The organism is Kosakonia oryzae (assembly GCF_001658025.2).
Taxonomy (GTDB): Bacteria; Pseudomonadota; Gammaproteobacteria; order Enterobacterales; family Enterobacteriaceae; genus Kosakonia; species Kosakonia oryzae.
Genome location: NZ_CP014007.2, coordinates 4745721 through 4766965 on the forward strand (window position 1 = coordinate 4745721; position 21245 = coordinate 4766965).

The 21245-nt window shown below is 50.5% G+C and carries 16 protein-coding genes; 14 read left to right on the top strand and 2 right to left on the bottom strand.

From position 1 onward, the window contains the following. Positions 1-291: 291 nt before the first annotated feature. Positions 292-984, top strand: coding sequence for a class I SAM-dependent methyltransferase (locus AWR26_RS22520; RefSeq protein ID WP_064568610.1), 693 nt, complete (start codon positions 292-294; stop codon positions 982-984). Positions 985-1152: 168 nt separating this feature from the next. On the opposite strand, the gene AWR26_RS22525 is transcribed toward AWR26_RS22520, so the two are convergent. Continuing rightward, positions 1153-1905, bottom strand: coding sequence for an IclR family transcriptional regulator (locus AWR26_RS22525; protein ID WP_064568611.1), 753 nt, complete (start codon positions 1903-1905; stop codon positions 1153-1155). A gap of 404 nt (positions 1906-2309) precedes the next feature. On the opposite strand from AWR26_RS22525, the gene AWR26_RS22530 reads away from it, so the two are divergent. The 6 genes from AWR26_RS22530 (at position 2310) to AWR26_RS22555 (ending at position 7185) form a co-directional block, all read left to right on the top strand. Beyond that, positions 2310-2702, top strand: a complete 393-nt coding sequence (locus AWR26_RS22530; protein WP_007372873.1) for a RidA family protein — start codon at positions 2310-2312, stop codon at positions 2700-2702. 200 nt (positions 2703-2902) lie between these two features. Next, complete coding sequence (locus tag AWR26_RS22535) at positions 2903-3739, top strand: ABC transporter substrate-binding protein (RefSeq protein ID WP_064568612.1); 837 nt, start codon at positions 2903-2905, stop codon at positions 3737-3739. Between the two features lie 53 nt (positions 3740-3792). Beyond that, positions 3793-4527, top strand: a complete 735-nt coding sequence (locus AWR26_RS22540) for an amino acid ABC transporter permease (protein ID WP_064568613.1) — start codon at positions 3793-3795, stop codon at positions 4525-4527. Then, positions 4524-5168 (top strand): amino acid ABC transporter permease, encoded by a 645-nt coding sequence (locus tag AWR26_RS22545; RefSeq protein WP_064568614.1) that lies wholly within the window; start codon positions 4524-4526, stop codon positions 5166-5168. The genes AWR26_RS22540 and AWR26_RS22545 overlap by 4 nt, the downstream gene beginning before the upstream one ends. Beyond that, positions 5165-5902 (top strand): amino acid ABC transporter ATP-binding protein, encoded by a 738-nt coding sequence (locus tag AWR26_RS22550; protein ID WP_035889906.1) that lies wholly within the window; start codon positions 5165-5167, stop codon positions 5900-5902. Before AWR26_RS22545 ends, AWR26_RS22550 begins: the two co-directional genes overlap by 4 nt. Positions 5903-5913: 11 nt before the next feature. After that, positions 5914-7185 carry an alanine racemase gene (locus AWR26_RS22555; protein ID WP_064568615.1) on the top strand — a complete coding sequence of 424 codons (1272 nt, stop codon included), beginning with the start codon at positions 5914-5916 and terminating at the stop codon, positions 7183-7185. A 123-nt stretch (positions 7186-7308) separates the two neighbouring features. Here AWR26_RS22555 and AWR26_RS22560 read toward each other — a convergent pair whose 3' ends face one another. After that, positions 7309-8196, bottom strand: coding sequence for an AraC family transcriptional regulator (locus AWR26_RS22560; protein ID WP_064569091.1), 888 nt, complete (start codon positions 8194-8196; stop codon positions 7309-7311). Positions 8197-8395: 199 nt separating this feature from the next. Between AWR26_RS22560 and AWR26_RS22565 the strand changes: the two genes are divergently transcribed. From AWR26_RS22565 to pglX, 7 genes are all read left to right on the top strand, one after another. After that, positions 8396-9142: an SDR family NAD(P)-dependent oxidoreductase gene (locus tag AWR26_RS22565; RefSeq protein ID WP_064568616.1), complete on the top strand. Its 747-nt coding sequence runs from the start codon at positions 8396-8398 to the stop codon at positions 9140-9142. 10 nt (positions 9143-9152) lie between these two features. Next, a complete protein-coding gene (locus tag AWR26_RS22570; RefSeq protein ID WP_244256213.1) occupies positions 9153-9869 on the top strand; it encodes an SDR family oxidoreductase in 717 nt (238 codons plus the stop codon). A gap of 718 nt (positions 9870-10587) precedes the next feature. Further along, positions 10588-12129: a methyl-accepting chemotaxis protein gene (locus AWR26_RS22575; RefSeq protein WP_064568618.1), complete on the top strand. Its 1542-nt coding sequence runs from the start codon at positions 10588-10590 to the stop codon at positions 12127-12129. A gap of 610 nt (positions 12130-12739) precedes the next feature. Next, positions 12740-13342, top strand: coding sequence for a DUF1819 family protein (locus tag AWR26_RS22580; RefSeq protein WP_064568619.1), 603 nt, complete (start codon positions 12740-12742; stop codon positions 13340-13342). Then, complete coding sequence (gene brxB / locus AWR26_RS22585; protein ID WP_064568620.1) at positions 13339-13941, top strand: BREX-1 system protein BrxB; 603 nt, start codon at positions 13339-13341, stop codon at positions 13939-13941. Before AWR26_RS22580 ends, brxB begins: the two co-directional genes overlap by 4 nt. 10 nt (positions 13942-13951) lie before the next feature. After that, on the top strand, positions 13952-17602 hold the full coding sequence (gene brxC, locus AWR26_RS22590; protein WP_064568621.1) for a BREX system P-loop protein BrxC: 3651 nt from the start codon (positions 13952-13954) through the stop codon (positions 17600-17602). Between the two features lie 44 nt (positions 17603-17646). Next, positions 17647-21225 carry a BREX-1 system adenine-specific DNA-methyltransferase PglX gene (pglX, locus tag AWR26_RS22595; RefSeq protein ID WP_064568622.1) on the top strand — a complete coding sequence of 1193 codons (3579 nt, stop codon included), beginning with the start codon at positions 17647-17649 and terminating at the stop codon, positions 21223-21225. The last annotated feature ends 20 nt before the right edge of the window (positions 21226-21245 follow it).

Here is a 21245-nt window from a genome sequence, read left to right on the forward strand (position 1 = left end):
GATGTCTAAATGTCCATGTCCGGGTTATTTATATCTTTATTGTTAACAAAAGGCCAGCACCAGGCGGGTATCTGCATGAACTAAGAAGGGAATGAGCAAGAAATACGCAAAGAGGAGACAATATCTGTGGTGACTGGTCAATGATAGCGACTGTCATCTTTCTTTTTTGAGCGGAAAGCAGACTCCGTTGCGCCTCCGTTACCCCCCGTTTTCATAACCTTAATCTTTATTTCAATAACCTATGGCGTATAAAGTGAAGGGGATTATGGCGGGTAAAAAGACCTCTTCACTATGAATCCTTATGAAGAACAATACAGGAAACTGATGGCCAACGGGGCTGTCGCCTGGGCCGGGAAAGGTTTTATCAGGGCAAAACAACAGCAGGAAAAAACCCTTAGTTGGCTTCACGCTCAGGGGTATTTACCTCCCTCTGGCGCGCCGGTACTTGAAATGGGGTGTGGGAACGGAGCAATGGCGGCGCAGTCTCTTGCTGAACGAGGATACTCTGTATGGGGTGTCGATCTGTCTGAAACCGCGATCGGATGGGCAGAAGAGCGTTTCCGGCAAGCAGGCCTCTGCGCACACTTTTTTGTCGGCAATGTTTGTCACATCACGCAATGTCAGGATTCAATGTTTGCGTTGATTGTTGATGGCAGTTGTTTGCACTGCCTGATAGATGACGCCCGCCGCCTCTTTTTCGCCGAGGTGCGGAGATTGCTCAAACCAGCAGGACGCATGGTGATCAGTTCAATGTGCGGAATTCCCCAGTACGCTGAAGACATCACCGCTTATGATCCCGTCAGGCACCATTTACTGAAAGCGGGGCAACCCTGGCGCACGTTGAAACCGCTTTCGGATCTTATTCATGAGATACAGGAAGAGCAGCTAAATGTGCTGGCGGCACGCGTGAATCACAACGCGTGGTGGGATCACGCCACACTGGTGTGTTCGGTGCATTCATCATCCGCAGATGCACAAGCTTAGTCACATCCGCTTCACGCTCTGCGGATCATCCTTCGCCCCCCCCGGCAAAAAAGCGGCCAGGCTTTTCCAGTTCAACGGCGATAGCGACACGCCCTTTCACCTGATGGTGTAACCCGGCGAGCCAGGTTTCAGGCACCTGGCGGATGTTCAATCACAGGGAATAGAGGCTCAGGTGAAGTCAGATAATTTTTGCCCGGAAACGATCAGCTCTTTCAGCAGCATCTGACGGCGCTCCTCCGGCGTATCGCGACTCACCATAAAGCAGATAGCGGCGACCGCCTGCCCGCTACGGGAACGAATCGGCGCCGCCATACAGCAGGTAAAACTCTCTGACAAGCCTTCGGTCAGGCAATATCCCTGCTGCCCGGCACGATGAATATCTTCGAGGAATGTCTGCTTGTCGAGGACTTGCCCGTTCGCCAGACGGTAATCCTCTTCGGGGATAAGATCGAGAATGGCGCTGTCCGACCAATTACTGAGCAGCAGACGACCAGTGGCCGTCCAGGTAATCGGCACCCGCACCCCGATATCAGAAGTGATTTTGAACGGGTGAGCATTACTTTCCGACAGCACAACGGTGTACTTATTCCCTTCCAGCATACAGAGCTGCACCGTCTCGCCATGACGGGCCACGATCTCAACCATTAACTGATGCGAGCGGCGGATAAGGTCGTTATGCGCCATGTAGTCCGCACCGTAATAGTGCATTTCACGGCCAAAAAACACTGCGCCGTCGGCATCCAGTTCAAGCAACCCTGCCTCACTCAGCAGGTTAACGAGTTCATATACACTGGAACGCGGCGCGCCGGTAGCGTCGATCAAATCGCGCATCGCCATAGGCTGACGAGCGATATGCAACTGGCGAAAAATGTCGATAACACGGTCCACACCGCGCGCCCGCGATGGCTTCTCGTCCGGCATAAGCAAATTCTCCTGATGCAGTCGGGCGGTCGCGCCAGACAGTAAAAAAGAAAAGCATCATACACCGAGCATCGTCGTTAACCCATCCCCGTTAATTAAAATTTCATCGCCAGAGTTTATATTTCTTTGTTCTATTTTGGGGCCTCATTTTAGCGCATTACATGCAGGTTATTTTTTTAAACCTCGACAGCGGTAACATTTCCAGACAGGAATTTTCGGCGTTCCTTTTTTATTTTGCGATCGCAACGACATCACGAGAAATTAAATTCCTCGCGATATATTGCAAAAATAAAAAACCTGTGCAAATCTTGCCCTATCCGGTATTGCAGATAGTAGTCTGATATACCAGACGACTATCACTCGGTACGAATGGGTAATCTCAGAACAAAAAGGAGCAGCGTTGCATGACGATTAAGCGTTATGGCATTGAAGGCGGCACCGGTACAGGTGGGCAGAAACTGCCGTTCGCGCGGGCCGTGGAGGCCGATGGCTGGCTCTATATCTCGGGCCAGACACCGATGCGCGAGGGCGAAGTCGTGGAGGGCGGTATCATCGAACAGACGCAACTGGCGTTCGACAACTGTCTGACCATCATGCGGGAAGCCGGTTACCGCGTGGAGGATGTGGTGCACGTGACGGCGGTATTAACCGACGCGCGCTATTTCAGTTCATTTAATAAAGTATTCAGAGAGATATTTAGTGATAATCCACCCGCGCGTATTTGTAGCGTGCAGGATTTAGTGGTCGACTGCAAAGTGGAAGTGGATATGAAATGTTTCCGCGCCGACCGTAAATAATTAAAACCGTTAAAACAGGCTGAGCGTTTCTATTTCTTTCTTCGCCAACACCAGGACAGCCTGTTATTAATTGATGCTTTTGCTTGTTCATTAAAATATCCCGAAATAATCAGCGCTGCCGCTGCGCCGGCGATCGTCTGACTTATAACGGATGACACGGTATTACGCCGTCTCGTTAAACATTAAAAGAGAGCATAAAAATGAATGCAACATCGCTGAAATTAAGTGCCAAAGCACTGGCGGGCGCGCTGGTATTGCTGGCTGTTGCGGGCTGTACGCCGACCGAAGAGAAAAAAGAGGCGGGTGCTGCGCCACAGTCTGCGCTGCAAACCGTCCTGCAACGCGGCACGCTGCGCGTGGGTGACTGCCTGAGCTTTGCCCCGTTTGGTTTTTACGATAAAGACGGCAATCCGGATGGTTATGACGTCGATCTGGCCAAAGCGCTGGCGAAAGAGATGGGCGTCAAACTGGAAATGGTCAACACCACCAGCGCCAACCGCATCCCTAACCTGCAAACCAATAAAGTTGACGTGGTGTTCTGTAACTTCACCCGCAATCTGGAACGCGCCAAAGAGATCGGTTTCACCAACCCCTATGTGGTGGCGAGCGAAGCGATGCTGGTGCGCAAAAACAGCGGTATTCAATCCGCGCATGATATGGCCGGAAAAACCATTGCCACCGTGAAAGGTTCCACTAACGGCGATGAAGTGCGCAACCTCGGCATCGACGTGAAAATTCAGGAGTACGATTCCTCTCAGGCGGCAATTCTGGCGGTGAAACAGGGCCAGGCGGATGCCATGATCGAAGATAACAACTTCCTCGCCTATCAGGCGAAACTCGATCCGTCGCTGACCGTGACCAACGAAGCGCTGGTGCCGCTGGAGTACAACGCCTTCGGTGTGAAACAGGGCGATCAGGTATGGGCCAACTATCTGAACGAATTTCTTTTTGAAATCAACGCTTCCGGCGAGAACGCCCGGCTGTATGAGAAATGGTTCGGCAGTAAACCGCGCTACCCGCTGAATCCGCAATACTGATTGTTCGCCCACGGCGCAGCCGCCGATGCTGCGCCGCCTGAAGGAGTCACACCATGAGTTATCAATGGCTAACCCTGTGGCGCTACGCCGACACCTTTCTGGAAGCCGCGTGGCTAACACTACAGGTCACGCTGCTGGCGTTTGTACTGGCGGTGGCGCTCGGCCTGCTGGCCGCGCTGGCGAAATCCTCGCCGCTGGCGCCGCTACGCTGGCTCAGCCACTGCTACGTCGAGTTCATCCGCAACACGCCGGTGCTGCTGCAAATCTTCATCATCTTTTTTGGTCTGCCGTCGCTGGGTATCACCATGAGCGCCTTTACCGCAGGCGTACTCGCGCTGGGGATTAACGTGGGGGCTTACCTGGCGGAAACCTTCCGTGCGGGCATTCAGTCGGTAGCGAAGGGTCAACTGGAAGCGGCGTATATCCTCGGTATTCCGCGTCGGCAAATCTTCCTCAGCGTGGTGCTGCCGCAGGCCGCGCGGGCAGTGTGGCCGGCCATTATCAACAACCTGATTCAGTTACTGCTCGGCACTTCGCTGCTCTCAGCCATCGCGCTGCCGGAGCTGACCGGCACCGCAACGGTGATCAATGCGCGCACCCTGCTGTACATCCAGACCTTCAGCGTTGTTGCGCTGGTTTATCTGGTGCTGAGCAACCTGTTCTCGTGGCTCGGCAACATGGCAGGACGCCGGATGTTTCATCCGCCGCTGGTGACGCCGGTAAAAAAGCCCGGCTGGCGGTGGGCAAGAAAATGGATTAACCCAGTGAAACGGGAGAATGCGCTATGAGCGAACTTATCATCGGCTCGCTGCCAATCCTGCTGAAAGGCCTGGCCGTCACTTTACTGCTCTCCATCGCCGCTATCGTCGGCAGCACGCTGCTTGGTTTACTGGCGGCAGTGCTACGCACCAGCCGTTTGCCGGTCGCCAGACAAATCGCCGTGTTCTATACCGAACTGTTTCGCGGCACGCCAGTCCTGATCACGCTGATGTTTATCTACTTTGGCGTGGCGTACTTCGGCTATGAAATCAATCTGTTCGCTGCCGGTATCCTCGGCCTGAGCATTTATCAGGGCGCTTACATCGCTGAAGTATTCCGCGCCGGTATTGAAGCCGTGCCTAAAGGCCAGTGGGAAGTGTCGTGGATCCTCGGCCTGTCGAAGCGCCAGACGTTTCTTAGCGTGATCCTGCCGCAAACGCGCGGCATCGTGCTGCCGCCGCTGGTAGGCCAGTATCTGTCGCTGATTAAAGATACGTCGATTGTCAGCATGATCGGCATGTCAGAATTGATGCACCAGGGCCAGGCGATTGTCGATCGCATCGGTCAGCCGGTGGTGATCTACGGCCTCGTCGCCCTGCTCTACTTCGTTGTCTGCTTTCCGCTTTCCCGTTGGGTTCAACATCATCAAACCAGGAGCCAGTTATCATGAGCAAATCCGCCATTACGCTGAGCCGGATCACCAAATCCTTTGGCTCAACCCAGGTGCTGAAAGAGATCAGCCTTGATGTTTCGCCCGGCGAAGTGCTGGTACTGATTGGCGCATCCGGCTCCGGCAAAAGTACCGTGTTACGCATCATGAGCGGGCTGGAAACTGCCGATGGCGGGGAAATCTGGGTTAATGAAGTGCCGCTGCATGACCGCAAACGCAGCAGCGAAATCTGCGGCCACGTCGGCATGGTGTTTCAGCAGTTCAATCTGTTTCCCCATAAAACCGCGCTCGGTAACGTGACGCTGGCGTTGATTAAAGCGCAGAAGCTGTCCGAGGCCGAAGCCAATAAACGCGGCCTCGCGGCCCTGGCGCGTGTCGGGCTGGCCGAGCGCGCGCATCATTATCCAGCCCAGTTGTCCGGCGGTCAGCAGCAGCGTGTGGCGATTGCTCGCGCGCTGGCGGTGGAACCGAAAATTATGTTTTTTGATGAAGCGACGTCAGCGCTCGATCCCGAACTGGTCGGTGAAGTGATGGAAGTAATGCGCAGCCTGGCGCGTGAAGGGATGACCATGGTGGTGGTCACTCACGAAATGGGTTTTGCGCGTAAAACCGCTGACCGCGTGGTGTTTATGGATCAGGGCGTGATAGCCGAGCAGGGTTCGCCGGAGCAGATTTTCGTTAATCCGCAGAATCCGCGCACCCAGCAGTTCTTATCACGCGTGCTTGAGCACTAACAGGAGGCATGATGTCGATTCACTTTCCATTGCAGGCGGACGGCGCGCTGGATGCGCAGCAGCCTGCACCGCGTTTTAAATCGGTCGCCGGTTCCGGCAATCAGCCGCTGGCTAACGGCACGCCGATCTTTAGCAGCTCCGAGGTGTTTTCCCCACTGATGCTCATGAAGCAATCAGCACTGGAGAATAATCTGCGGCAACTGGCGGATTTTTGTCGTGAACAAGGCGTGATGCTGGCAGCTCACGGCAAGACATCAATGTCTCCGGCGATCCTGCGCCGCGCCGTTACGGAAGGCGGCGCCTGGGGATTGAGCGCCGCAACGCCTGCGCAGGTTCGCGCGTTGCGCCAGTTCGGCATTCGTAACGTCTTCCTCGCCAACGAACTGGTCGATCCCGGCGGCATTCGCTGGATCGGCGAATGGCAAAAACAGCATCCCGATCATGGCTTCCTGTGCTACGTCGATTCGCTGCAGGGGGTTCGTTTGCTGGAGCAACATCTCGGCGACAGCCGCATTGCGGTACTGCTGGAGATGTCGGTCAGCGGCGGGCGTACCGGCTGCCGCTCATCCGCTGAAGCGCTGGAGATTGCCGCCGCGATTGCCGCCAGCCCGGCCCTGCAACTGGTAGGCGTAGCGGGGTATGAAGGCGCGCTCGGTGCCGGACGCGATGCTGCGGGCGTGCAGCGGGTAAAAGATTACTGCCAGATGCTGATCGCCACGGCAGCGCTGCTGGCCGAACACCAGCTGTTTGCCAGCCAGCATATTATTCTCAGTGCTGGCGGCGGCGCGTGGTTTGACGTAGTCTCGGCCTGTTTTACGGCCGCGAACCTGCCGCTGCCGATGACGCCGCTGATTCGATCAGGCGCCTACATGGCGCACGATAGCGGGCTGTACGCGCGTATCGCGCCTTTCGCGCAGCCCGGTGCCACGCATCATTTCACCGCCGCGCTGGAGATCTGGGGACGGGTGTTGTCGCGCCCCGAGCCAGGCCTGGCGTTTGTTGATTTCGGCCGCCGTGATGTGCCGTTCGATCAAGATCTGCCGAATCCACTGTGGGTGCGGAATGTCGATGGCAGCGCCCCGCGCGCAGCTTCTGGCATGCGCATCAGCGAGGTAAACGATCAGCATGCATATTTGTTGCTGCCGGAAGAGGATGCGTTAAAGCCCGGCGACTGGGTAGGCTGCGGTATTTCACACCCCTGCACCGCATTCGATAAATGGCGGTATTTGCCTCTGGTGGATGATGATTATTGCGTCACCGATTCACTGGAAACCGCATTCTGAGTGGGATATGGGCGCGTAACAGCGCGATGTCTCGCGCTGTTTTTGAACGGATACTCTATGAATGATGGAGTGAACTGCGCCCATCCGTTCTTTAAATGACGCAACGTCAAGGCCGAAAAGGGGTTATTCCGGCCAGTACGATTCAGCTTTGACTTTTAATAAATGGCGTAAACGGTGAGCTTCCTTTTGCGGCGGACAACCAAAGAACCGGCTAAATTCTCTGCTGAATTGTGTCGGGCTGACGTAGCCAACCCGAAAAGAGGCTTCACTGGCAGTAACATTACGCTTTACCATTAAAAAACGCGCCTGATGCAGCCTGATGGAAATCAGATACTGTTTTGGCGTCGTACCGGTGAATGCCCGGAAATGGCGATGAAAAGAGGGCGCGCTCATTCCGGCCTCTTTCGCCAGCATGTCAACGTCAATAGGATCCATAAACCGGGTATGCATCGTGCGGATAGCCCCCGCAATTTGCCGGAAATGCCCCTTTCCGGAGAGCGCCGCTCTGATTGCAGCCCCCTGAGTATCAATCAGTACACGATAATAAAGCTCCTTCAGAATACCCGGCCCCAGAATTCTGCTTTGCTCTTCATCAGAAAGCGCCACCAGCAGGCGATAAACCGTATCGGCCAGCTCTTCTCCCAGCGGAGTGGAAAACAGGATCCCTGCCTTCTCATCTCCTTTTCCTTCGCCCATTTCAATCAGTAATTCGGCAATCGTGGCGACATCAAGCGATACAGACATCGCCAGCAGAGGCTCTTGCTGGCTGGCCGTCGTCTGGCTGGTAAACGGCAGAGGTGCCGAGACAACCAGATAGTGCCCGGGATCGTAGGTGAATTCCTGCCCGCCCATCAAACCGGTTTTCTTTCCCTGCAGGACAATAACAATGCACGGTTCATAAAGGACGGGCGTATGGGGCATCGACTCATTAACCCGCAACAGTTTTATCTCCTTCATCCCGGTGCGCGTGTAGCCTTCATCAGGCGCCAGCGCCAGCAAAGCGGGGATCATTTTTCGCATAAGGCTTGAAGAAACTCCGGACACCGCGCCTCCTGAATATATAAAAGGATAAATTTCCCCGCCCGTAACAGCGCACTAAAACCAATTCTGACAGAAAAAGATAATCTTTGTACAGGAACCTTCATTGTTGCATTGCGCTGCTTCTCATACCCTTTGCGGACAACGTGACACAGCATGTGAGGAACAAAAAATGGCAGATTTTTTGGGATTAGCGAACCGAGTGGCGATTGTCACGGGAGCCGCAGGGGATATTGGCAAAGCCACCGTAAAACTTCTCGTCAGCCATGGCACGAAGGTAATCGCGCTGGATATCGACCCGGCGGTTCATGCGCTGGCGCAGCGCAATCAGGTGGCGACGCAACGTTGCGACGTCAGCCAGGAAGAGGAAGTCATCAGCGCAGTCGCTCTCGCGCAGGCTGAATTCGGCGGCGTGGATATTCTCATCAACAATGCGGGTAAAACCCTGAATAAACTGGCGACTGAAACCTCCGTTGAAGAATGGGACAGCATTATGACCATCAATGCCAGGGGCTATTTTCTCCTGAGCCGGGAAAGTCTGAAGGTGATGCAGCCCCGCAGGCAGGGCGCGATCGTCAATGTGGCATCCGTGGTCAGCATGGTGGGCATGAAAACCACGGCGGCTTACTCGGCCTCTAAAGGCGCAATTGCCCAACTGACGAAAGTGCTGGCGCTGGAGGCTGCTGAGTATGGCATCCGGGTTAATGCCGTCGCTCCCGGCGTCGTCGAAACGAATATTCTTTCCGGCATCGTGGAAGACAGCCGCGCCACGCTGGCCAGCTACGGTCACGTTCATCCACTTGGGCGGGTGGCTCAGCCGGAAGAGATTGCTGAAGCGATTATCTGGCTGGCATCGCCGAAAGCCAGCTTCGTGACGGGAACAGTATTAATGGCTGACGGCGGTTATACCGCACAATAACCGGGAGACAATGATGAAAAAGCAGAGCATTTTGATTGTCGGATCTGAGAAAGGGCTGGGGCTGGGGCTGACAGAAGCCTATCTGGAGCGCGGCTGGGAAGTTTTTGCCACCCACTTACCGGCGGCGGATACCTCCTCACTGCTCGCCCTGGGAGAGACTTACCCAGGCCATCTCACCACCAGCGAGATTGATGTCACCGATACGTCCCATATCGGGCCGCTTATCGGCAAGATGCGTGAACGGCAGTTTGACATTATTTTTATGGTTGCCGGTATGTACGGCCCTTTGCATCAGTCCGTGTTACAGGCTTCTGACGCTGAATTTCAGCAAATCATGATGACCAATGCTTTTGGCCCAGCCCGCCTGGCCCGGCACCTGCTGCCAATGCTTAAGCCTGATGGAAGCCTGGTTTTTATGTCTTCGCACCGGGGCAGTATTGCCAGCAATACCGAACCGGGAATAGGCCTTGAGCTTTACCGGGCCAGTAAAGCGGCGCTGAACATGCTCGCTCGCTGCATTTATATGGATATCAGCCAGGGAGCGCAGACGGTTCTGTCCATTCATCCAGGCTGGGTGGCGACAGCGATGGGCACGCTGGACGGTACAGTAAATGCCGAGATCGATGTGAACACCAGCGTCAACGGCATGGTCAGTGTGATTGAGCAACACCGGAACGCCAGAAACCATCTCTTCCTCGATTACGAGAACAACAGTTGGCCCTGGTGATAACGGACAACGCCGCCTCTTTTTATCGTTTTGAAACCCTGCGTTCGCATATGAAAATGACTCACTCCCCAGGCCAACCGGTATGTTACCCCGACGGGCAAAACATCCCTGAATACCGCCTTGAAAAGGGATGAGAAAAAGGCGCTGAAGCGTCTGGAGAAAATATTTAACAGCGGGTCTTGAGGAGAGGGATTTCTTCGCCTGCTTACAGAATAAATAAAGGCCTCACATCATTATGCTTGTTGCATCCGTACGGACGCGATAATTAGCGCACTTTCGATTATCAGATATATTTCGCTCAGCCAAACTGCGCTTTATTCCCGCGCAATTAGTTTAAGCGGGTATTATATCGGGCGTGATGATAAGCGAGCTCGATGCCACCGCGCCAGCCCGGAATAATGTGAAAACCATCACACTGCTTTGCGCTAATTCATGTTAGGCAGGTATAAGCATTTCATTATTTTGGCCGAAATGATTACCGTGAATAGGTTCATTCATGCGCTAAAATTTAACGCGCCAATGATTTTATGGAAAATAACTCTATATACATCATGGCGTTAACTTCTCAATAACAAAAATGAAATATATAATTTCACATATATCAATATTATCGATTAATTATTTCTCTTACCTCTCCCGATAAAGAAATTAAGCGCAGTCTGATACCCGCGGACCTGCGCAATACCTGCCCTATACAACAACAACAGGTTAGCATGCTATGAAATTATCCTTTGCGCATAAACTGTGGCTTCCACTTGCTGTCGCACTGCTAAGCCTTGCCGGGTCATTATTCTTTGGTTCTGTAAAAATTAAAGATGACCAGCTAGCGCTACGAAAAAAGGAATTAATGTATGTTTCCCAGTTAGCTCTTAACGTGGTGAAAACGCAGGCTGCACTTGTTGATAAGGGACTGATATCAAAAGAGGAAGCACAACAACGTTCAATCCAGATCATTAAAGACTTACGCTATGGCGACACAGGATATTTTACTATTCTGAACAACCAGGCACAGGTCATCATGCATCCCATTAATGCCGCGTTAATTGGCAAAGGGCCGGATATTGCCGATGCGAATGGCGTCTATATTTTCAGGGATATGGTCGCGGTGACGAAGGATGGCCATGACGGTTTTACCGCCTATGATTTTCCGCGGCCGGGAGACACCGTTCCGAAGCCCAAAATTGCCTATAACATTCCATGGTCTCCCTGGGGATGGATTATTACGACGGGTCTTTATGTTGATGATATTCAGGACGTCTTTCTCAGTTCTCTTTACCAGAATATCGCGCAATTTATCGCTATCAGCATTCTACTCTCGATACTGGTTTATCTGATTAACCGCAGCACACTGAAAACACTGGGTGGGGAACCTCGTTATGCGGCTGAGGTTGTATCGCGAATTGCCGCCGGGGATTTATCGCAGAGCGTAAATAAAAAAGCCAGTGATAACGCCAGCCTGTTACATGAGATGGGGGTGATGCGCGAGCAACTGACTTCCGTTATTGCGGAGATCCGCGATGGTGCTGAGAGGATCAACACCAATACCCAGGATATCGTTGCCGGTAATCAGGAAATTGCCGGGCACACCGATCAGCAGGCGGTATCTCTGGAAAGAACCTCCTCCAGCATGGAAGAGATCACCGCAGCCGTAAAACAGAACGCTGAAAACGCAGGACAGGCGCGTGAACTGGCGCGCGGCGCGGTGGATATTGCCTCGCGCGGGGGTGTGATGATGCAGAATGTCAATGACACCATGAACGGCATTTCTGAAAGCGCCGGTAAAATTGCCAATATCATCGATGTGGTAAACAGCATTGCGTTTCAAACCAACATTCTCGCGCTGAATGCGGCAGTTGAAGCGGCCAGGGCCGGAGAACAGGGGAAAGGCTTTGCCGTGGTGGCCAGCGAGGTACGTAACTTATCCTTACGCAGTTCTCAGGCAGCCCAGGAGATTAAAGAGTTGATTGAGGAGTCCGTCAGCCGCGTCAACAGTGGCTCGTCGCAGATTAAAATCGCCGGCGAAAATATCGACGAGATGATTGAAGCCGTGCAGCGTGTTTCGGACATTATGTCGGAAATCTCCGTCGCGACGGATGAGCAGAGCATCGGGATTAGCCAGGTCAACGAAGCCATCGTACAAATCGATTCTGTCACCCATCAGAACGCGCAACTGGTTCAGCAGGCGGTTATTGCCGCGAATGCGCTGGAAAAACAAACCCGGCGGCTCACGCAGACCGTGGCTTTCTTCACCACGGCTTGATAAAGGGGAGCAAGAAATTTGCCTTGAACCGCGCAACGGCGTGTATTGCTGCGTTGCGCGGGATTAAGGGCGGTAGGCCGGACTCGAATTTTCTTTTAATGCATTGAAATAAATTGAGTTCTTTAATTTTAATTTTTAAGCTTGCCCCCAAATTTGGCTTAAAATTCAAACATTGGGAAGAACGTCACGATTTCTGATATTTCTGTGTGAATAACGCTCTGTCGCAGCTCAAAAAACCAGCATCTTACTCATACTCTATTTTTTGTTCGTACGGTAGTACAGGCGGGCCCCGCACGAATGGAGCCCCCACATTCGAAGACAGAGTTACAGGAAGCCATCAGTACAGCCATAATGTGTTTTTCAATTGCACTAAAATAAGGAATTATTCCTCCAGGCTTGAGAACTATCTGAATACTAAAGACATATTTATAGTGAATGTTTTGAACGCTTTGTCATTAAACTATACGACTTTTCCCTCAAAGCAACATACATACCCTCCGAACGTTAGCTTCCGGGTGATCCATTCATGACATCCCCCCGTCGAACCATTACAATCTTCCTTTATGCTTTTTGCGAGCTGGTTAGCAGCCTTTTAAGGGTGAATACAACGATGAATAACGACAAAACATGGATTGGGGACCTTCTGGGCGGGCCGCTGATGAGCAAGGAAAGTCGTATTATCGCTGAACTGATGTTGACCGCGCCCGATGAAAACATCTGGCAACACCAGATCGTTAGCCAAAACATCCTTCAGGCCTCCTCTTCTAATACAGCTAAAAGATATGCAACCACGATCCGGTTGCGCTTGATGATGCTGGATAAAGGCGCGTGGAAGCTAATTTCAGAAGGGAGTGAACGGGAGCGGGTGCAACTACTATTTATCGCTTTGATGTTGCATTCTCCCATAGTGAAAGATTTTCTGGCCGAAACAGTGAATGACCTGCGCAGGCAGTTTAAAGAAAAACTGCCAAACGATAGCTGGAATGAATTTGTTGCTAACCACATACGCCAGTACCCGGTGCTTTCCAGGTACTCTGACTCATCCATCACTAAAATGGGTAACAATCTTGTGAAAGCGCTTGCTGAGGTGGGTTATCTCGATACACCGCGCCGTCGCAATCTGCAGCCGCTTTTTTTATTGCCGGAAACTAAAGAAGTGCTGCAACGGCTTGGGCAACAGGATTTGATTCCTATTCTGGAGGGTAAACGGTGATCGATCCCGTGCTTGACTATCGCCTTTCGCAGATTCAGAGCCGCATTGAGGAAGATCGTTTTCTTAAAAATAATGGTTCAGGTAATGAGATTGGTTTCTGGATCTTTGATTACCCTGCACAGTATGAACTTCAGGTTCGTGAGCATCTGAAATACTTGCTGCGCAACCTGGAAAAGGATCACCACTTTACGCATCTGAGTGTTTTTCAAGTTATTATTGATATGTTAACCGAACGCGGACTGTTTGAGCGCGTTTGTCAGCAAGAAGTAAAAGTTGGCCCCGAAGCCCTGAAAAAGCAGCTCGCGGGTCCGCTTAATCAGAAAAAAATCGCCGACTATATAGCTCAAAAAGTAGACCTGACTAAGCAGGAATTCGTCATTCTTACCGGTATGGGTAATGCCTGGCCATTAGTTCGTGGACACGAACTAATGAGCGCTTTACAGGACGTCATGGGTTTTACTCCTTTGTTAATGTTCTATCCAGGCACTTACAGCGGCTATGATCTTTCCCCTTTAGCGGGTATTGATTCACGAAATTATTATCGCGCCTTCAGGCTGGTGCCCGAGCATGAACCAGCGGCAACATTGAATCCTCATTGAAGAGCACAGCATGGATATTGAACAGATCTTTGTTAAAGCATTAAAACGCAATATTAATGGCGTCGTAAAAGCCGAACAGACAGATGATGCGAGCGCGTGGATTGAACTTGATGAATATGTTATTACCCGCGAGCTAGAAGGCCACCTGCGCCATTTCTTCGAATCGTATGTTCCGGCAACAGGCCCGGAACGGATCCGGATGGAGAACAAAATTGGCGTATGGGTTTCAGGCTTTTTTGGTTCAGGTAAATCGCATTTTATTAAGATTCTGTCGTACTTGCTGTCTAACCGTAAAGTTAGCCACAACGATATAGAACGCGATGCCTACTCTTTCTTCGCAGACAAAATTAAAGATGCGCTGTTCCTGGCTGATATCAACAAAGCGGTACATCATCCTACCGAAGTCATCCTGTTCAATATCGATTCCCGCGCCAACGTCGATGATAAAGAAGACGCTATCCTTAAAGTCTTCCTGAAAGTATTTAACGAGCGCGTCGGTTATTGTGCAGACTTCCCGCATATTGCTCATCTTGAGCGCGAGCTGGATAAGCGCGGTCAGTACGAAACGTTTAAAGAAGCTTTTCTAAAGATCAACGGCTCAAGCTGGGAAGAAGAGCGCGACTCTTACTACTTCATTAGTGATGAGATGGCAGAGGCATTAAGCCAAGCGACTGGTCAAAGTATTGATGCCTCACGCCAGTGGGTTGAACAGCTGGATAAAAATTTCCCGTTGGATATCAATAATTTTTGCCAGTGGGTGAAAGAGTGGCTGGATGAGAACGGTAAAAACCTGCTCTTTATGGTGGATGAAGTCGGCCAGTTCATCGGTAAAAATACGCAGATGATGCTTAAGTTGCAGACCATCACCGAGAACCTTGGTGTGATCTGCGGCGGGCGCGCCTGGGTAATTGTCACTTCGCAGGCTGATATCAATGCCGCCATTGGCGGTATGAGCAGTCGCGACGGGCAAGATTTCTCTAAAATCCAGGGGCGTTTCTCCACGCGCTTGCAGCTTTCCAGCTCCAACACCTCGGAAGTTATCCAGAAACGTTTGCTGGTAAAAACCGATGCGGCAAAAACTGCGCTGGCGAAAGTGTGGCAGAAGAAAGGCGATATTCTGCGTAACCAGTTGGCGTTTGATCCAACGACAACGGCTTCACTGCGCCCTTACACCAGTGAAGAAGAGTTTATTGATAACTACCCGTTTGTGCCGTGGCATTACCAGATCCTGCAAAAAGTATTTGAGTCTATTCGTACCAAAGGCGCTGCCGGTAAACAGCTGGCGATGGGAGAGCGTTCGCAGCTGGAAGCTTTCCAGACAGCGGCCCAGCAGATTTCCACACAAGGTCTCGACTCCCTGGTACCGTTCTGGCGCTTCTACGCAGCCATTGAAAGTTTCCTGGAACCGGCGGTAAGCCGGACCATTACCCAGGCTTGTCAAAATGGTGTGCTAGACGAGTTCGATGGCAACCTGCTGAAAACGTTGTTCCTGATCCGTTATGTCGATGTGCTGAAAAGTACCCTTGATAACCTGGTTACGCTCTCAATTGATAAGATTGATACCGACAAGGTTGAGCTGCGTCGTCGCGTTGAGAACAGCCTGAATAAGCTGGAACGGGAGATGCTGATTGCCCGTGTGGAAGATAAATACGTCTTCCTGACCAACGAAGAGAAAGAGATTGAAAACGAAATCCGCAACATTGAAGTCGATTTTACCGCGATCAACAAAAAGCTCGCATCAATCATCTTTGACGACATCCTGAAGAACAAACGCTATCGCTATCCGGAAAATAAGCAGGACTTCGATATCAGCCGTTTCCTCAACGGTCACCCGCTGGATGGCGCAATGCTTAACGATCTGGTGGTGAAGATTATTACACCTAAAGATCCGACATATAGTTTTTACAGCAGTGATGCTGCCTGCCGCCCCTATTCCGGTGAAGGTACTGGTTGCGTACTGATTCGCTTACCTGAAGATTCACGAGTCTGGACTGATATCGATCTCGTTGTGCAGACGGAGAAGTTTCTCAGAGACAATGCGGGGCAGCGCCCTGAACAAGCCAGCTTGTTATCAGAGAAAGCTCGTGAAAATAGCGCACGCGAAAAAATGCTACGCGTACAGATAGAGTCCCTGCTTGCCGAGGCAGAGTTGTGGGCCATTGGCGAACGCTTACCGAAGAAATCTTCTACGCCAACCAGCATTGTGGATGAAGCATTCCGTTACGTGATTGAAAACACGTTTAGCAAACTGAAACTTCTGAAATCCTTTAACGGTGATATTAACCGTGAGATTCACGCCTTTCTGACGGTGGAGAATGATACTGAGCTCAATCTGGGTGAGATGGAAGAATCCAATACCAACGCCCTGCGCGAAGTGGAAAACTGGATCAGTATGGGTATTGATTACCACAAGCCGGTTTACCTGCGTGATGTTCTTAACCATTTTGCCCGGCGTCCTTATGGCTGGCCCGAGGACGAAGTCAAACTACTGGTGGCGCGGCTGGCGCAAAAACGCAAAATCAGCTTCAGTCAGCAGAATAATAATCTCGAATTAAAACAGGCATGGGATCTGTTTAATAACAGCCGCCGCCATAGCGAGTTACGTCTGCATAAAATTCGCCGCCACGATGAAGCGCAGATCGGCAAAGCCGCCAAAATCATGGCGGACGTGGCTCAACAACCGTTTAATGAACGTGAAGAACCGGCGCTGGTTGAACATATTCGTTCTGTGCTGGGAGCATGGAAACAAGAGCTGGATGTTTTTAAAGCCAAAGCCGAAGGGGGTAACAACCCAGGCAAACAGGAGATTGATGAAGGGCTGAGTCTGCTCAACTCTATACTGAATGAGAAAGAAGACTTTGCGCTGGTTGAAAAGGTCACGACCCTGGCTGATGCACTGCTGGATTTCAGCGGAGATCGTGAAGACCTGGTCGACTTCTACCGCAAGCAGTTCAATACCTGGCAGAAGCTGGGAGCCGCATTACAGGGCAGCTTTAAATCCAACCGTAGCGCGCTGGAAAAAGATGCTGATGCGTTAAAAGCACTCACTGAGCTGGAAAGCATCTGGCAGATGCCAGAGCCCTATAAACATCTGAACCGTATTACGCCGCTTATTGAGCAGGTGCAGCGTGTTAACCAACAGCTTGTTGAACAGCACCGCATGCATGCATTAGAGCGTATTGATATGCGAATTGAAGAGACCCGCCAGCGGTTACTCGAAGCGCATGCCACTGCGGAGCTGCAAAACCGCGTTCTGCTGCCGATGCAAAAAGCGCGTAAGCGTGCAGAAGAGAATCACTCCATTCCTGAAATCCTTGCCGAACAGCATGAAACCATTGCTTTACAAACGGAAGCGGACAAACAGGTCAACCAGTGGATTGATGAGCTACGCAAAAAACAGCAGGCACAGCTGCGCGCGTCAAATGAGGCCAATGAGGGAAACCATGCTGCCGAACCGCAGCAACCCTACACCGCCGATAAACCAGCCACGATCCAGCCGGTACCGAAGAAAACTCACCTTGTGAATGTATCGGGTGAAATGCGCAAAGCGACAGGTAGCGAGGTGCTGGAAACGGCAGAGCAGGTCGAAAAAGCGCTGGAAATGCTGCGTAAAACACTGCTGGCAACCATTGAAGCGGGCGATCGCATTCGCCTTCAGTAAACCCATTTCAGGGCAGCATCCTGCTGCCCTTTGCAGGATTTTCTATGAACACCAATAACATCAAAAAATATGCCCCGAAGGCACGTAATCAATTCCGTGATGCGGTGATCCAGAAACTCATTTCATTGGGTATCTCTGTTGATAAAAAAGGCACTCTACAAATTGCTGATGCCGAAATCGTTGGCGAAACCGTGCGCTACGGACAATTTGACTCCCCAAAAGCCACCCTCCCCCGCCGTGATAAACTGGTAAAATGCGCGCGCGAACAGGGTTTTGATGTGCTGGTCGAGCGCAGCGCCTATACCTGGTTTAACCGCCTGTGCGCAATCCGTTATATGGAACGCCACGGCTATCTCGATCACGGTTTCCAGGTGTTATCACACCCGGATAACCCGACGGGTTTTGAGGTGCTGGATCATGTGCCAGAAGTCGCCGAAAGCCTGGGGCTCGACAAAGCGCGTCTGGTAGAGATGAAGCTTTCCGGTAATCCGGACGAAGACCTGTACCGCGAGTTACTGCTGGGCCAGTGCCATGCGCTGCATCGCGCCATGCCGTTTCTGTTTGAGGCAGTTGACGATGAAGCTGAACTGCTGCTGCCGGATAACCTGACCCGTACCGACTCTATCTTGCGTAATCTGGTAGACGACATCCCGCCTGAAGACTGGGATCAGGTCGAAGTGATCGGCTGGCTATATCAGTTCTATATCTCCGAGAAAAAGGATGCGGTTATTGGCAAGGTGGTAAAAAGCGAAGATATCCCTGCCGCCACCCAGCTGTTTACCCCAAACTGGATCGTACAGTATCTGGTGCAGAACTCGGTGGGTCGCCAGTGGTTACAGACCTACCCGGATTCGCCGCTGAAAAGTAAAATGGATTACTATATTGAGCCTGCGGAGCAGACGCCGGAAGTACAGGCGCAGCTGGCAGCGATTACTCCATCCAGCATTGAACCGGAAAACATCAAAGTGCTCGACCCGGCCTGTGGCTCCGGCCATATTTTGATTGAAGCCTACAACGTGCTGAAAAATATCTATGAAGAGCGCGGTTACCGTGGGCGTGATATTCCGCAACTAATCCTGGAAAATAATATCTTCGGTCTCGATATCGACGATCGCGCCGCCCAGCTTTCCGGCTTTGCATTAATGATGATGGCACGGCAGGATGACCGCCGGATATTTTCTCGCGATGTAAGACTGAATATTGTCTCTCTGCAGGAGAGCCTGCATCTGGATATCGCTAAACTGTGGCAACAGCTGAACTTCCACCAGCAGAGCCAGACCGGCACTATCGGCGATATGTTTGCGGAAAATACCGAGCTGGCGCATACAGACAGCCCGGAATATCAGCTGTTGATGCGCACACTGAAATTATTTGTCAATGCCAAAACGTTTGGCTCGCTTATTCAGGTGCCGCATGAGGAAGCTGCGGAGCTGAAAAAGTTTTTGGATGCGCTATATCGGCTGGGGCAGGAAGGAGACATTCAGCAGAGGGCTGCGGCAAGGGCATTTATTCCGTATATCCAACAGGCTTGGATATTGGCTCAGAGATATGATGCGGTGCTGGCCAATCCTCCCTATATGAATAGTAAGGGAATGAATGACGACTTGAAAGATTTTGCAAAGAACTTATTCCCCGCGAGTAAATCAGATTTATTTGCAATGTTTATGCAGCATGCATTTTATCTTTTAAAGGACTATGGGTTTAATGCTCAAATAAATATGCAAGTCTGGATGTTCTTGTCAACATTTAAATCTCTAAGGGAAGATATATTAAAAAATAAAAACATCATTAGCATGCTACATTTAGGCGCTAGGGCATTCGAGCAAATTACTGGTGAAGTTGTTCAAACCACTGCGTTCATTATAACCAAAGAAAAAATTACAGATTACTTACCAACGTTCATAAAGTTAACATCTATGAACACTAAAGAGAAACCAACTTCTTTTTTCAAACATGAATTTTATTATCATCAATACACACAAAATGATTTCCTTAAAATCCCATCACACCCTATTTGCTATTGGTTAACACCTAATATCTTAACTGGATTTAAAGATTGGGATAGCATATCTGATTATGCTAAATGCTTAAGCGGAATTATTACTAAGGGCACCGATGAGTTCATACGTTTAATACATGAAGTTAATAAAAACAATATTAATAAAAGTTTATCAAACACAAGTGAAGTTGTCGGTGATAAAAAATGGGTACCTTTAATCCACCAAATTAACAAGTTAAGTTATTATGGGGAGAGCAGTTGTTTAGTAAACTATGAAAACAATGGTGAGCGTTATTCAAAACCAAGCAATGGTTCTCTTAGAAATAAGGAATACTACTTTAAAGAATGTATTGCATGGGCTGACGTGAGCTCGGAAAACTACTCTTTTTCAAAATTTTCTCCGGGTTGCATTGCAAATTCAACATCTCACTTTATGATCTTAAAAGATAATAAATACGCAAATCTTGTTTTGAGTTTTTTGAATTCTAATTATGCGAAATATGTATTCAACATAATTAATCCATCGATACATTTAAATCCTGGAGAAGTTGCATCCCTACCAATCCCTAAAAATGCAAGCGAGCATGATTGGAGCCACACAAACAAAATATTAACACTCAAAGAAGAAATGTCTACTTTTTATGAAAACTCTAGCACTTTCAGTATAAAAAAAATAATAAATGGTAAAGGGATATTGAAAGAATGTTTAAAGTCAATTGAAGAGCGCATATTGATGATGGAGCAAGAAATAAATAGCCTAATTGAGGCTAATGAAGAAAGAATTTGTAAACTTGTGGGTATGACCTATTCACAATCCAGCACAACAACAGATAATACATTTATTAAAGAGATAAACATACGTCTTGTCAGTATAATAATTGCCTGCATGATGGGCCGCTACTCCCTCGATCGTGAAGGCCTTGTCTACGCCCATGAAGGCAACCAGGGCTTTGCCGATCTTGTCGCCGAAGGTGCTTACAAAACCTTCCCGGCCGATAATGACGGCATCCTGCCACTGATGGATGATGCCTGGTTTGATGACGATGTCACCTCCCGCGTTAAAGAGTTTGTCCTTACCGTTTGGGGCGAAGAACACCTGCAGGAAAACCTCGAATTTATCGCTGAAAATCTTTGTTTGTATGCGATCAAGCCGAAAAAAGGCGAATCTGCGCTGGACACTATCCGCCGCTATCTTTCCACGCAGTTCTGGAAAGATCATCTGAAGATGTACAAAAAGCGCCCAATCTACTGGCTATTCAGCTCCGGTAAAGAGAAAGCGTTTGAGTGCCTGGTCTATCTGCATCGCTATAACGACGCGACGCTGGCGAGAATGCGTACCGAGTATGTAGTGCCGCTGCTGGCGCGCTATCAGGCGAATATCGATCGTCTGAATGAGCAGATCGACACCTCTTCTGGTGGCGAAGCAACGCGGCTGAAGCGCGAACGCGATAGTTTAAGCAAAAAGTTCAACGAACTGCGCAGCTTCGATGATCGCTTACGCCACTACGCTGATATGCGCATCACTCTCGATCTGGATGATGGCGTAAAGGTTAACTATGGCAAATTTGGCGATCTGTTAGCGGATGTCAAAGCGATTACCGGTAATGCACCTGAAATAATCTAATCTCCTTGGCACCATCGGTT